Here is a 12,976-nt window from a genome sequence, read left to right on the forward strand (position 1 = left end):
CAGTCCGGTCCGTCTCAGTCCGGCGCACGGCTCGACCTGGTCCGGCCCGGTCCGGCCTCCCAGTCTTCCCACAGGCGCCGATCTCCCGCCTGTTCTGGGCGGCCTTACGATGGGGTGCATGACTGCTACGTCTCCTGCCCGCCGCGTCCTGCTCGCCGCTCCCCGTGGCTACTGCGCGGGCGTGGACCGCGCCGTGATCGCTGTTGAGAAGGCTCTTGAGCAGTACGGCTCGCCCATCTACGTCCGTCACGAGATCGTCCACAACAAGTACGTCGTACAGACCCTGGAACGAAAGGGCGCCATCTTCGTGGAGGCGACGGCGGAGGTCCCCGAGGGGGCCATCGTCATGTTCTCCGCCCACGGCGTCTCCCCGGTCGTCCACGAGGAGGCGGCCGGCCGCAATCTGGCGACCATCGACGCCACCTGCCCGCTGGTGACCAAGGTCCACAAGGAGGCCGTCCGGTTCGCCAGTGAGGACTACGACATCCTCCTCATCGGCCACGACGGCCATGAGGAGGTCATCGGCACCTCTGGCGAGGCACCGGATCACATCACCCTGGTCGACGGACCGGACGACGTGGCCAAGGTCGAGGTCCGCGACGAGTCCAAGGTGGTCTGGCTCTCCCAGACCACGCTCTCCGTCGACGAGACGATGGAGACCGTCGACAAGCTGAAGGAGAAGTTCCCGCAACTGATCTCCCCGCCGAGTGACGACATCTGCTACGCCACCCAGAACCGTCAGATCGCCGTCAAGCAGATGGGCGAGGCCGCGGATCTGGTCATCGTCGTCGGCTCGAAGAACTCCTCGAACTCGGTACGGCTCGTGGAGGTCGCGCTCGGCGCCGGCGCCCGCGCCGCCCACCTGGTGGACTTCGCCGAGGAGATCGACGAGGCATGGCTGGAGGGCGTCTCCACCGTGGGCCTCACCTCGGGCGCCTCCGTGCCGGACATCCTGGTCGAGGGCGTGCTGGAGTGGCTGTCGCAGCGCGGCTACGAGGACGTCGAGCTGGTGAAGGCGGCCGAGGAGTCGATCACCTTCTCGTTGCCGAAGGAACTGCGCCGCGATCTGCGGGCCGAGGCGGCCGAGCTGGTGACCAGGGCGGCGGCCGTGTCGTCCGGAGCCGTGTCGTCCGGGGCGGCGGCCGGGAAGTAACCCTTCCGCCGGGTGTCCGGGGGGAGCTGCCCTTACCGTGGGTCCATGAACGTGTTCGGAGTGGACATCGGTGGATCCGGTATCAAGGGCGCTCCCGTGGATCTTGAGCGCGGTGAGCTGGCCCAGGAGCGTCACAAGGTTCTGACCCCGCACCCGGCGACGCCGGACGCGGTGGCCGACGGCGTCGCCGAGGTGGTGCGGAACTTCGACTGGTCGGGACCGGTCGGGATCACCTTCCCCGGCGTGGTGACGGACGGGGTGACCCGGACCGCCGCCAATGTCGACAAGGGTTGGATCGACCTCGCCGCCGCCCAACTGCTCAGCGACCGTCTCGGTGGTGCCCCCGTCACCCTGTTGAACGACGCGGACGCGGCGGGGGTCGCGGAGATGTCGTTCGGCGCGGGCCGTGGCCGCAAGGGCACCGTGATGCTGCTGACGCTGGGTACGGGCATCGGCAGCGCGGTCTTCATCGACGGCCGGCTGGTCCCCAACACCGAGCTGGGCCATCTGGAGCTGCACGGCCACGACGCGGAGAAGCGCGCCTCCACGAAGGCCAAGGAGGACGAGGAGCTGACCTGGCAGCACTGGGCCCGCCGGGTGCAGAAGTACCTCGCCCATGTGGAGATGCTGTTCTCACCGGAGCTGTTCATCATCGGCGGCGGTGTGAGCCGCAAGGCGGACAAGTTCCTGCCGCTGATCGAGGGCATCAGGGCGGAGATCGTCCCGGCCGAGCTACAGAACAACGCGGGCATCGTGGGCGCCGCGATGGCGTCGGCGGGCCGCTGACCCCCGTACACCGCCCCTCGAACGCTCAGTCCCGGCCCCGCACGCATGTACGGGGCCGGGACTTTTCACTGTCGCGGGGCCGGGACTTCTCACCGTTGTACGGGGAGTTCGCGGCCCGCGGGGTCCGGGGCCTCACTGGCGTACGGGAGGCGGGCCGGGCCGGACCCGGGGTTTGCGCCGCGCCATCGTCCGTACCTTCCGTACGCAGGTGATCAGCCCGGCGACGAGGGTCCCGCCGTACAGCCAGCCGGCGTGCACGGCGAGCGAGGTGACCACCGCCATGACCTGGCCGCCGACACCGCCCTCCCCGCCCGAGATCGGCACGATGCCGACGGCGAAGGCGATGGGCACGCTGATCGGGGCGGTGACCAGGTCCGCCTCCCGCACCCAGAGCGCCGTCAGCGCGCAGACGGGCAGGAAGAACACCCCGTACACCACGGCGGAGCCGTCGAACAGCAGCCAGTCCAGCGTCCCGATCACCAGCATGGTGACGACGGCGAAGAGCCCGCCGCCGAGGCCGGTCAGCCGCGGCGAGGGCAGCCGCCGCAGGGCGAGCACCACGGGCGGCACCCGCCGCCCGGGGCGGGCGGGGGGCCGCACCCCGTACACGGCGGGCGCGTCGGCGAGGGCGTTCGGCGAGGCGACGGGCTGCGACGAGAGAGGTGACTGAGGCCGTTGCCGGCTCCTGGGGTGACTGGTCCTGGGCTGCTCCACCCGACCAACGTAGGCGCCGGGAGGGGAGTACGCGGGTACGGGACACGCCCTTTGGGTGACCTTGGCGAAGAGTTCGAGCGCGGTACGGGACCCGCAAGCGCGTCCGGGCCGCCTCCGGTCCGGGCCCGCGTCCGGGCCGGGCCCCGGTCCGACGTCGTGGTCCAGCCTGACCGGCCCGTAAACTGGGGGATCGGCCCATGCCCGGGCCGGTCGCCGGTCCCCATCTCAGGAAGTCGCCAACGTGTCGCTCACGATCGGAATCGTCGGTCTGCCGAATGTCGGCAAGTCGACCCTGTTCAACGCCCTGACCAAGAACGACGTGCTGGCGGCCAACTACCCGTTCGCCACGATCGAGCCGAACGTGGGCGTCGTCGGCGTCCCCGACCCGCGCCTCGCCACGCTGGCGAAGATCTTCGGCTCCCAGCGGATCCTGCCCGCGACGGTGGACTTCGTGGACATCGCGGGCATCGTCCGGGGCGCGAGCGAGGGTGAGGGCCTGGGGAACAAGTTCCTGGCGAACATCCGTGAGTCCGACGCGATCTGCCAGGTCATCCGGGCCTTCAAGGACGAGAACGTCGTCCACGTCGACGGCAAGGTCTCGCCGAAGGACGATATCGAGACGATCAACACCGAGCTGATCCTCGCGGACCTCCAGTCGGTGGAGAAGGCGGTCCCCCGCCTGACGAAGGAGTCCCGCCTCCAGAAGGAAAAGATCGCGGTCCTGGCGGCGGTCGAGGCGGCCCAGAAGATCCTCGAAGCCGGTGAGACCCTGTTCTCCGCCGGCATCACCAAGGGCACCGAGCAGGGCGACCTGCTCCACGAACTGCACCTGCTGACGACCAAGCCCTTCCTGTACGTCTTCAACGTCGACGAGGACGAACTGGTCGACGAGGACTTCAAGAACGAGCAGCGCGCGCTGGTCGCCCCGGCCGAGGCGATCTTCCTCAACGCCAAGATCGAGTCCGAGCTGATCGAGCTCGACGACGACGAGGCCCTGGAACTCCTCCAGTCCATGGGCCAGGAGGAGCCGGGCCTCGCCACCCTGGGCCGGGTGGGCTTCGACACCCTCGGCCTCCAGACCTACCTGACGGCGGGCCCCAAGGAGACCAGGGCCTGGACCATCCCCAAGGGCGCGACGGCCCCCGAGGCGGCCGGCGTGATCCACACCGACTTCCAGAAGGGCTTCATCAAGGCGGAGGTCATCTCCTTCGCCGACCTGGTGGAGACGGGCTCGGTGGCGGAGGCCCGCGCGAAGGGCAAGGCGCGCATGGAGGGCAAGGAGTACGTGATGCAGGACGGGGACGTGGTGGAGTTCCGCTTCAACGTGTAGTGCCTGATTCCCTGATCGGCCGAAGTGGCTGGCCAGGGTAAGAAATCCCAGGTGAGGGGCCAGATCTTCGGGTCTGGCCCCTTCCTGTTTTCTCCTGCGGATTCAGGCCGTTTCCGGGTCGTGTGCTGACTTGGTGCTGACCCTGGCCGCGGCTTACGGAGGCTCTGACCTGGGGCTTCGGAGGGGGTGGGAAGGCAGCCGAAGGGATTGCCCCGGACGGAGCGATGGCGGACCGGTTTCCCGTTCTGGAAACCCGAACCTCTTGTTGCGCAGGCCGCCGACTGGGAACGATGAACGGGACACCGGACCACGGGAACGAGGGGGCACCGTATGCGGCTGACGAAGCTGGCCACGACTTGTGAGAACGGGGACTGTCCCACCCTGTACGCGACCGAAAAGGGAACCCTGATCGTGCAAGGAGGCGTGCCGAGTGGACACGGCCTCGACGTGCCGGAGGGCGAAGCTCTGGTGGAAATCCCGATGGACCTCATCCGGAAGGCAATCCGTGATCAGCGCATCTAACGACCTGGCCGCCCGCTTCTCCACCTTCCAAGAGGAGGCGTTTCGGCTGGAGACCCTCGACGACTACAGCAATTCGGGAAACCCCGCCGCCTTCCGCGCCTTCCTCGCGGGGGAGCCTAAGCCCGCGGACTACAACGCGGGCTGGTTGGAGACCGTGCGCAAGGCGACGGAGGGTGGAAAGCGCATGGTGCGCGTCCACGTCCTGTCCCGCCCGCTCACGCCGTACCTCCGCTACGAGCTGGGCTGGGGCTACCAGACGAACATGACGGCGGGCGAGGAGTTCCACATCCTCGACACGACCGACCGCCCGAATCCGCTGGAGGGTGTGCCCGACTTCTGGCTCTTCGACGGCCGCGAGCCCGTCGTGCTCAACTATGACGAGAACGGGGCGTTCACTGGGCCGACCTTTGTCCCGGCACAGGGTGCGTTGCCCACGGGCGAGGAGTTCGAGTACGCGACGTATCGAAGCGTCGCTTTGGCCATCTCGGTGCCCTTCACCGAGTGGTGGGAGAAGCACGGAGCAGCGTGAATCAGGCAGAACTGGGCGCCGCGCTACGGGCGCTGCGGCAGGCGTCCGGCAAGGAGGCCAAGGCCGTCGCCCGCAGCGCCGTTATGTCGACTGCCAAGCTGTCGAAGATCGAGAACGGCCGTGTCGCCCCGGTGACGGCGGACGTGGAACGCATCCTCACGGCTTTGGACGTGCCCCCGGAAATTAAGGCCGAGTACCTCGCCGTAGCCCGTGCGCAGGCCACCGAGGCGACCGCATGGCGACTCTTCCGGCGCATGGGCTACCACAAGAAGCAGGAGCAGATCAGGGCGCTGGAGTCCTCGATGACGCTCCTGCGCCTCTTCCAGCCGTCCCTCGTTCCCGGCCTGCTCCAAACGCCGGAGTACATCCGGGCCGTGCTGGAACCGAAGGGCCTCACGGACGAACAGCTCTCCCGTACGGTCTCCGCCCGGATCGAGCGGCAACGCGTCCTGTACGACACCAGCAAGACGCTGCGCTTCGTAGTGACGGAACCCGTACTGCGCTGGCGGCTCCTCCCGGCAGCGATGATGGCGGGCCAGCTGGACCGCATCGTCTCGGTGTCCCGTCTGTCGAACGTGGACGTGCGAGTAGTCGCCCTCGACGCGCCTCAGCATGACGTTCCCGGCCACTCCTTCGTCATTCGGGACGACCGCGTGGTGACGGTCGAGACGACGCACGCCGAGGTGGTTGTGACTGACCCACGGGACGTCTCCCTGTACGTCGAGAAGTTCGGCCGCTTCACTTCCGTGTCTCTTGCCGGGGACGCAATGCGCGACCTGGTTGAGGGCATCCGAGACGCGTTCTTGCGCGAACGGGAAACGCCCTAGCCGCGGTCTGTCGGGCCAGCTGACGATGACACCCTCGACGAGATGCGAGGAGGCGCACGAGATGCGCGAGACGTACGAAATGCAGACGACGATATCCGAGACGGTGGCCCTGTCCCTGCCGCCGGCACGACCGGAACCCGTCCCTGGCTGCCGTGACTGCCTCGGCCTCGCGGTGCAGCGGGTTAATGCCGCCTCGGTCGGGGACTACTCCAAGGTCTCCGACATGAACGTGACCTTGCGGGCGCACCTGCACGACGGACACGGGGGCGCGTAATGACCCGTGCTGTGCTGCGGTACGTGATGCACAGGATCACCCAGCACCCGGACACCGACGTGACGTTCGAGGCCGAGTGCCTCCACTGTGCGTGGACGGCAAATCCGTCCGAGGACGGGGCGGCCGTGGACATCGAGTGCATGAGACACACCGGACGCAGCGGACATAAGGGCTTCCGCCGCGTGTGTACCTCGTTCGCCATGGTGACGAGGGACGGCAACGAAGCAGGGCCCGCCCTGTCGAGTAGCGGGGAACCCGCCAGAGTGCAGCTACGGAGGCCGCCAGCCGTACGAGCCGATCGCCGCATGGAGCCACTGGGAGAAGCAACCTGGGAGAGACGTTCATGACGAAGGAAGAGTGGATTGAGCGAGAGTTGGCCAAGGCGCCTGAGCGAGACGACGAGTGGGTTCGAGCCATGCTTCGCCGGTTCGGGATCTACTCGAAGGACGAAGCCCATGAGACGCCTGCTCCTACCGTGATCGCGGCGGCGCGAGACGGCAGGCTCCACACGGATACGTCACAGGGCCCCGAAGCAGTGTGACCAGGGGCTGCTTCACTGCGAACCACTGCTGAGAGCCTTCATGCGTGACAGGCGCCCGTTCATGCCCCTGCTGGCGGTCAGTTCGCAGGAGAAGCACAAGCCAGGAACGGCCCGGCTGCCTTGCTCCAGGACTCTCCCCGTGCGAGAGCCGCCGTCCCTTCGGTGCGCAGGGACTCGACCACGGGCGCGAGGAAGTCCGTCCGCCAGTGCTGGATGGTCTCCGGCTTCATGCCGCTCGTGTCGACCACGGCGCCCACCCTTGCTTCGAGGACAGCCGCGCCCTGCGCCGTGTCGTCCCCGATCCATTCGTCCACGTGCTGGGCTATCAGTGCCCACGAGAGCTTGATCATGCGTCGGATCGTAGAGGCGACGGCGGAGAACCGGGAGAGGACGAAGGGGGTGGGGGTATGACCCCCTTGGCCCTGCACCTCAGTCCGCTGCGTCTTAGCAGCTCGGATCCTGCCACGGTTCCTAGGTCGCCGAAGAACTCCCCACGCCACGTCAGACCGGGCCGTAACTGCAGGCCAGTGGTGGTATGAGTGTTCTGTAGGACTCCGTCGGCAATGCACAGGAATGACCGCTGCGGTGCCTGCCGAGGTGCTCAGGCTGCGGCTTCGCCGGGGTCTTCGTCCTCGTCTTCGTCCTCCACGCGGTGTACGTAGGTGGTACCGGGAGGGAGGTCTTCCCCCGTCTCCGCCTTATGCTGCGTCTTCTTCTCTTCGCTGGGGTTCCAGCCAGAGGGGAGCTTCCGCACGTGAGGGCTGGAGGCCCCCCGAGGCTCGCTTTTGGCTTCATCGCCGGGTGTCTGTTCGGAATCCGCGATGTCATCAGCGTCGTGCTTCTCGTTGTCCTCCCTTTCGGCGGGGCTCGCGGGGGCGATGGTCAGAGCTATGGCTCCAAGAGCGCCGACGGCGCCAGCAAAGGCGTGGATCTGCGGCTTGCGCTTTGTGTACCAGCGCTTTGTCTTCTCGACGTAGGACGGGGGTTCGCCATCCTCGGGAGCGGACCCGCTGGGCGTGGAGTCATTCACCCGCACAGATCTACCGGACGCATCCCTCAACCGTCAGGCAATCAACCGACATCGTTACTGTTCGTCAGGCTGAAGCGCTTCTGTACGTCGTCGCGAAAGTGTGGCCAGCGATCGCCGCAGCCGCTTGCCGTCTTCACGCTGGCCGCCCTCCGCGCTGTACCGCTCCTTCGGCGCGGCGGACCGCAGCCATTGCACCCTCGCCCTGCGCCCACCGATGCGCGTGAGGGTATGAGCGGGCACTGGCATGGGCGGGCCGATTCGGCGCCTTAACACGGGACTCACCAGTAGTGTTATGGCGATTCTGGTGTGAGCCACGTAGCGCCCGGATGGGCGCGCTACTGACTGTGATGGGGTGCGGATCGCGTTGAGCGGGACCACGACTGCGACGACGGTGCACGACGTTCTCAAGGCGATCCGTGACGGCTCCACCGTGAACCGTGACCGGGGGACCCGCTTCGAGGAACTCATGGTCCAGTACCTGAGCACCGACCCCCAGTGGACCGAGCAGTTCACCCGGGTATGGATGTGGACCGACTGGCCGGGGACTGAGCACGACAAGCGGGACACCGGCATCGACCTGGTCGCGCAGGACCGGGAGACCGGCGGCTACTGCGCCATCCAGTGCAAGTTCTACGAGCCGCAGCACATGATCCACAAGGAGGACATCGACTCCTTCTTCACCGCCTCCGGTAAGGGCGCCTTCACTCGCCGAATGATCATCTCCACCACCGACAAGTGGAGCGTTCACGCCGAGGAAGCACTGACCGATCAGCAAGTCCCCGTGACCCGCGTCGGGCTTTCCGACATCGCCAACAGCCCGGTTGAGTGGCATCTGCCCACTCCGGGGCTGCACGTCGAGTTCGAGATGACGCTGCGGGAGAAGAAGAAGCCGCGTCCGCACCAGAAGGCGGCCATCGGCGACGTCTTCGCCGGCTTCGCCGAACACGACCGGGGCAAGCTGATCATGGCTTGCGGTACCGGCAAGACGTTCACCGGTCTCAAGCTCGTGGAGCGCTTGCGACGCGAGCGCGCCGAGGCCGGTATGGGTGAGCACACCGCAGTCCTGTTCCTGGTGCCCTCCATCGCGCTGCTTTCGCAGACGCTGCGCGAGTGGTCGTACGAGGCTGAGGTCCCGCTGAATGCCTTCGCCGTATGTTCGGACGCCCAGGTCGGTAAGCAGAAGGCCCAGGGCGACGACAAGGACATGTCCACCCATGACCTGGCCCTGCCCGCTACCACCAACGCGGACCGGCTGGTCGAGCAGATGGCGAGCGTCGAGGCGGCCCCTGGCCTGACGGTGGTGTTCTCCACCTACCAGTCGATCGCGACCATCTCGGCGGCCCAGAAGAAGGGCCTGCCCCGGTTCGACTTGATCCTCTGCGATGAAGCGCACCGCACCACTGGTGTCACCCTCTCCGGGCACGACGAGTCAGCGTTCGTCCGAGTTCACGACGACAGCTTCATCGGCGCCGACCGGCGCCTGTACATGACCGCGACGCCTCGCGTGTACAACGACGACACCAAGCAGGACGCCAAGAGTGCACAGGCAGCCGTCGCGTCGATGGATGACGAGACGAAGTACGGTCCTGAGTTCCACCGTCTCGGCTTCGGTAAGGCGGTCGAACAGGGTCTGCTCACCGACTACAAGGTCCTTATCCTCACCATTGACGAGGGCGTGGTCGCCAAGACTCTCCAGGAGGGCTTCGCCGGCGGGGGCTCTGAGTTGAACCTCGATGACGCCGCGAAGATCATCGGCTGCTGGAATGCCATGGCCAAGCGCACGGGCACCTTCGCCGACGGCTCAGGCTTCGGCAAGGACGAGGCCCCGATGAAGCGGGCCGTCGCCTTCGCACGCTCCATCGCCGACTCCAAGAGTGTCGCCGACAACTTCAACGCGATCGTCGACGCCTACGAGGACGCGGATGACGAGGTGCTGCACTGCGAGGTCGACCACGTCGACGGCACCTTCAACACCCTCCAGCGCAACCGGCTCCTTGACTGGCTCAAGCAGGATCCGGGCCAGGCCAACGCCCGCATCCTGTCCAACGCCCGCTGTTTGTCCGAAGGCGTCGATGTGCCCAGCCTCGACGCGGTGCTGTTCCTCCATCCACGCAATTCTGTGGTTGACGTCGTACAGTCCGTCGGCCGCGTGATGCGTACTGCGCCCGGCAAGAACTACGGCTACATCATCCTGCCCGTGGCCGTCCCGGCCGGTATGACGCCCGAGCAGGCGCTCTCAGACAACAGGCGCTTCAAGACCGTATGGCAGGTCCTCCAAGCCCTGCGCGCCCACGACGACCGCTTCAACGCCACCGTCAATCAGATCGAGCTGAACAAGAAGAAGCCCGAGACGATCGGCATCGGCCACATCGGTGCTGGTGACGAGAGCGTTGGAGACAAGGACGGCTCCAGCACCGAGGACAGCGCGAAGGCCGCCAAGGAGCGGGAAGCCCAGAGCGCCCAGCACATCCAGGACGCCTTGTTCTCCGTGGCCGACTGGCGCGAGGCCATCTACGCCCGCATTGTCGACAAGGTCGGCGAGCGCCACTACTGGGAGGACTGGGCCAAGGACATCGCCCAGATTGCCGACCGCCACGTCACACGTATCAAGGCCGCCCTGAACATCCCCGAGAAGCAGGCCGCCTTCCAGGAGTTCGTCACCGAGCTGCGGGCGACCATAAATCCCGGCGTCACCGAGTCTGCAGCCGTCGACATGCTCGCCCAGCACATCGTCACCAAGCCCGTCTTCGACGCCCTGTTCAGCAGCTACGGCTTCGCCGAGCACAATCCGGTCTCCAAGGCCATGCAGGGCATGCTCGACGTCCTCGACGACACCGGAATCGATACTGAGGCCCAGACCCTGGAGAGCTTCTACGAGTCGGTGCGCGTGCGTGCCGAGGGCATCGACAACCATGAAGGCCGCCAGCGTGTCATCGTCGAGTTGTACGACAAGTTCTTCAAGACCGCCTTGCCGAAGACCGCCGACGCGCTCGGCATCGTCTACACCCCCATCGAGGTCGTCGACTTCATTATCCGCTCAACCGAACAGGCACTCACCAAGCACTTTGGCAAGTCCCTGTCTGATCCTGGCGTCCAGATCATCGACCCTTTCGTCGGCACCGGCACCTTCCCTGTACGCCTCCTCCAGTCCGGGCTCATTAATCCCGAAGATCTCCTGCGCAAGTACACGAGCGAACTGCACGCCAACGAGATCGTGCTCCTCGCGTACTACATCGCGGCGGTCAATATCGAGGCTGCTTTCCATGACCTAGCGGGCGGGGAATATCACCCCTTCGAGGGCATTGTCCTGACGGACACCTTCCAGCTTGCGGAGGGGACGGCGAAGCTCGACGGAATGGAGGTCTTTGAGGGCAACAGTGAGCGGGCGAATAAACAGAAAGCCCAGCCGATCACTGTCGTCATCGGTAACCCGCCGTACTCGGCGAAACAGGACAGCCAGAACGACGATAACCAGAACCTCAAGTACGAGACCCTGGACGCGCGCATTGCGGAGACCTATGTCGCCCAGTCGACGGCGACGAACAAGAACTCCCTGTACGACTCCTACATCCGTGCCATCCGCTGGGCCTCCGACCGCATTAAAGACGAAGGTGTGGTCGCCTTCGTCTCCAACGGCGGTTACATCGACGGCAACACGGCCGACGGTCTGCGCAAGTCGATGGTCGAGGAGTTCGACGCGATCTACTGCTATAACCTGCGCGGCAACCAGCGAACCGCAGGTGAGCAGTCCCGGAAGGAAGGCGGCAAGGTCTTCGACTCGGGCAGCCGGAACACCGTCGCCGTCCTCATCCTGGTCAAGGGCGGGCAAGGCGTGGGCGCGGCCGCGGGCTGCGAGCTGCACTACCGAGACATTGGCGACTACCTTGCACGCGAGGAAAAGCTCCGCATCATCGGTAGCCAGAGCCTCGACAGCGTGGAGTGGGAGCAGCTTCAGCCGAACGCCGACGGAGACTGGATCAACCAACGCGACGAGCGGTACGCGGAGTTCCAGACGATCGGGGACAAGGATAAGAGCGCAGCAGCGAAGGCGATTTTCGGGTTGCACTCCAGCGGTCTGAAGACGGGGCGAGACTCCTGGGTCTACAGCTTCTCCAAGGATCGGCTCACTGAGAACGTCGAATCCACGGTTGGCTTCTACAACGAGCAAGCGACCGCCTATGCGAATCACCTAAGGCATGGTGGTTCTTCTGCCACTGGGGTCGGCATGTTCATCGATCGAGACGCAACCAAGATCAGCTGGAACGAAGAAGACCTGAAAAGGATCGCTAAGGGGACAATGTATGAGTTTGGCGCGGACCTGGTTCGAACATCTGCTTACCGGCCCTTTGCTAAGCAGTGGGTCTACTTCGGCCCGCAACTAGTTCAGAGATCCTATCAGCTCCCGCAGATGTTCCCGACGTCGGAGTGCGAGAACTTCGGCTTCTGTATCACAGGGGTTGGAGCTGCCATGGGCTTCACCAGTCTTGCTGTGTCTGGTCTCCCGGATCTATCTGAGTTCGGCGGGCAGACAAATAGTCAGTTCTTCCCCCGCTACACCTACCGCGAACTAGCCGTCGAAGGCGGCTTCGACTTCGGCGACAGTGAAAACGGCTATGAGCGCATCGATAACATCACCGACGCCACGCTGGCGGACTATCGCAAGGTGTATGCCAAACCGTCGCTCACCAAGGATGACGTCTTCTACTACATTTACGGCCTGCTCCACTCCCCTCAGTACCGCGAGCGCTTCGCTGCCGACCTTAGGAAATCCCTCCCGCGTATCCCCAAGGTCCGCGACTTCCGAGGATTCGCCGACGCCGGCCGCAAGCTTGCCGACCTGCACATCAAATACGAGCAGGCTCAGCCGTACAAGGGCATCGTCGAGACGCCGACCGGTGACATCTCGGCAGCCCCGCCGAGCGAGTTGTACCGCGTCACCAAGATGAAGATTCCGAAGATCAAGGGCCAGGCCGACCGGTCGACGATCATCTACAACAACCGGATCAAGATGACCAACATCCCGGAGGAGGCGTACCGCTACCAGCTCGGTGCCCGCTCCGCGATCGAGTGGATCATCGAGCGCTACCAGGTCAAAGTCGACAAGGCGTCGGAGATCGTCAACGACCCCAACGACTGGTCCGACGATCCGCGATACATCATCGACCTGCTCAAGCGGATCGTCACGGTCAGTCTGGAGACGATGAAGATCGTGGATGCTCTCCCGGCGCTCGACATCCTGGAGTAGCACGACGTGCGCAACGGCGGTGCAG

At 65.6% G+C, this 12,976-nt stretch carries 11 protein-coding genes; 8 read left to right on the plus strand and 3 right to left on the minus strand.

Features of this window, described 5'->3' with window-relative positions; genetic code table 11:
- Window positions 1-118 precede the first annotated feature (118 nt).
- The gene (locus ACH4S7_RS09605) at window positions 119-1,153 is read left to right on the plus strand and encodes a 4-hydroxy-3-methylbut-2-enyl diphosphate reductase (protein ID WP_398520535.1); all 1,035 of its coding nucleotides are present in this window, start codon (window positions 119-121) and stop codon (window positions 1,151-1,153) included.
- Window positions 1,154-1,198: 45 nt separating this feature from the next.
- Window positions 1,199-1,939 (plus strand): polyphosphate--glucose phosphotransferase, encoded by a 741-nt coding sequence (gene ppgK, locus ACH4S7_RS09610; RefSeq protein WP_398520536.1) that lies wholly within the window; start codon window positions 1,199-1,201, stop codon window positions 1,937-1,939.
- A 132-nt stretch (window positions 1,940-2,071) separates the two neighbouring features.
- Here the strand turns inward: ppgK and ACH4S7_RS09615 are convergent, their stop codons facing one another.
- Complete coding sequence (locus tag ACH4S7_RS09615; RefSeq protein ID WP_398520537.1) at window positions 2,072-2,653, minus strand: DUF6542 domain-containing protein; 582 nt, start codon at window positions 2,651-2,653, stop codon at window positions 2,072-2,074.
- 241 nt (window positions 2,654-2,894) lie between these two features.
- Between ACH4S7_RS09615 and ychF the strand changes: the two genes are divergently transcribed.
- The 5 genes from ychF to ACH4S7_RS09640 all read left to right on the plus strand — a co-directional run bounded on the left by ychF (window position 2,895) and on the right by ACH4S7_RS09640 (window position 6,135).
- A complete protein-coding gene (ychF, locus tag ACH4S7_RS09620) occupies window positions 2,895-3,983 on the plus strand; it encodes a redox-regulated ATPase YchF (RefSeq protein WP_398520538.1) in 1,089 nt (362 codons plus the stop codon).
- Window positions 3,984-4,313: 330 nt separating this feature from the next.
- A complete protein-coding gene (locus tag ACH4S7_RS09625; protein WP_398520539.1) occupies window positions 4,314-4,505 on the plus strand; it encodes a hypothetical protein in 192 nt (63 codons plus the stop codon).
- Window positions 4,489-5,034, plus strand: coding sequence for a DUF6879 family protein (locus tag ACH4S7_RS09630; protein WP_398520540.1), 546 nt, complete (start codon window positions 4,489-4,491; stop codon window positions 5,032-5,034). Before ACH4S7_RS09625 ends, ACH4S7_RS09630 begins: the two co-directional genes overlap by 17 nt.
- On the plus strand, window positions 5,031-5,861 hold the full coding sequence (locus ACH4S7_RS09635) for a helix-turn-helix domain-containing protein (protein WP_398520541.1): 831 nt from the start codon (window positions 5,031-5,033) through the stop codon (window positions 5,859-5,861). The genes ACH4S7_RS09630 and ACH4S7_RS09635 overlap by 4 nt, the downstream gene beginning before the upstream one ends.
- Before the next feature lie 61 nt (window positions 5,862-5,922).
- On the plus strand, window positions 5,923-6,135 hold the full coding sequence (locus ACH4S7_RS09640; RefSeq protein ID WP_398520542.1) for a hypothetical protein: 213 nt from the start codon (window positions 5,923-5,925) through the stop codon (window positions 6,133-6,135).
- A gap of 618 nt (window positions 6,136-6,753) precedes the next feature.
- On the opposite strand, the gene ACH4S7_RS09645 is transcribed toward ACH4S7_RS09640, so the two are convergent.
- Together ACH4S7_RS09645 and ACH4S7_RS09650 are read right to left on the minus strand one after the other, a co-directional pair.
- Window positions 6,754-7,026, minus strand: coding sequence for a hypothetical protein (locus ACH4S7_RS09645; RefSeq protein ID WP_398520543.1), 273 nt, complete (start codon window positions 7,024-7,026; stop codon window positions 6,754-6,756).
- A gap of 251 nt (window positions 7,027-7,277) precedes the next feature.
- The gene (locus ACH4S7_RS09650) at window positions 7,278-7,706 is read right to left on the minus strand and encodes a hypothetical protein (protein ID WP_398520544.1); all 429 of its coding nucleotides are present in this window, start codon (window positions 7,704-7,706) and stop codon (window positions 7,278-7,280) included.
- A 352-nt stretch (window positions 7,707-8,058) separates the two neighbouring features.
- Between ACH4S7_RS09650 and ACH4S7_RS09655 the strand changes: the two genes are divergently transcribed.
- The gene (locus ACH4S7_RS09655; RefSeq protein ID WP_398520545.1) at window positions 8,059-12,951 is read left to right on the plus strand and encodes a DEAD/DEAH box helicase; all 4,893 of its coding nucleotides are present in this window, start codon (window positions 8,059-8,061) and stop codon (window positions 12,949-12,951) included.
- Window positions 12,952-12,976: the final 25 nt, after the last annotated feature.

Source organism: Streptomyces sp. NPDC020965 (assembly GCF_044333555.1).
Lineage (GTDB): Bacteria > Actinomycetota > Actinomycetes > Streptomycetales > Streptomycetaceae > Streptomyces.

Excerpts from the sequence above, each read along its gene's own strand:
- ACH4S7_RS09605 (WP_398520535.1), top strand. The coding sequence starts at position 119 with ATGACTGCTACGTCTCCTGCCCGCCGCGTCCTGCTCGCCGCTCCCCGT.
- ppgK (WP_398520536.1), top strand. The coding sequence starts at position 1,199 with ATGAACGTGTTCGGAGTGGACATCGGTGGATCCGGTATCAAGGGCGCT.
- ACH4S7_RS09625 (WP_398520539.1), top strand. The coding sequence starts at position 4,314 with ATGCGGCTGACGAAGCTGGCCACGACTTGTGAGAACGGGGACTGTCCC.
- ACH4S7_RS09640 (WP_398520542.1), top strand. The coding sequence starts at position 5,923 with ATGCGCGAGACGTACGAAATGCAGACGACGATATCCGAGACGGTGGCC.
- ACH4S7_RS09645 (WP_398520543.1), bottom strand. The coding sequence starts at position 7,026 with ATGATCAAGCTCTCGTGGGCACTGATAGCCCAGCACGTGGACGAATGG.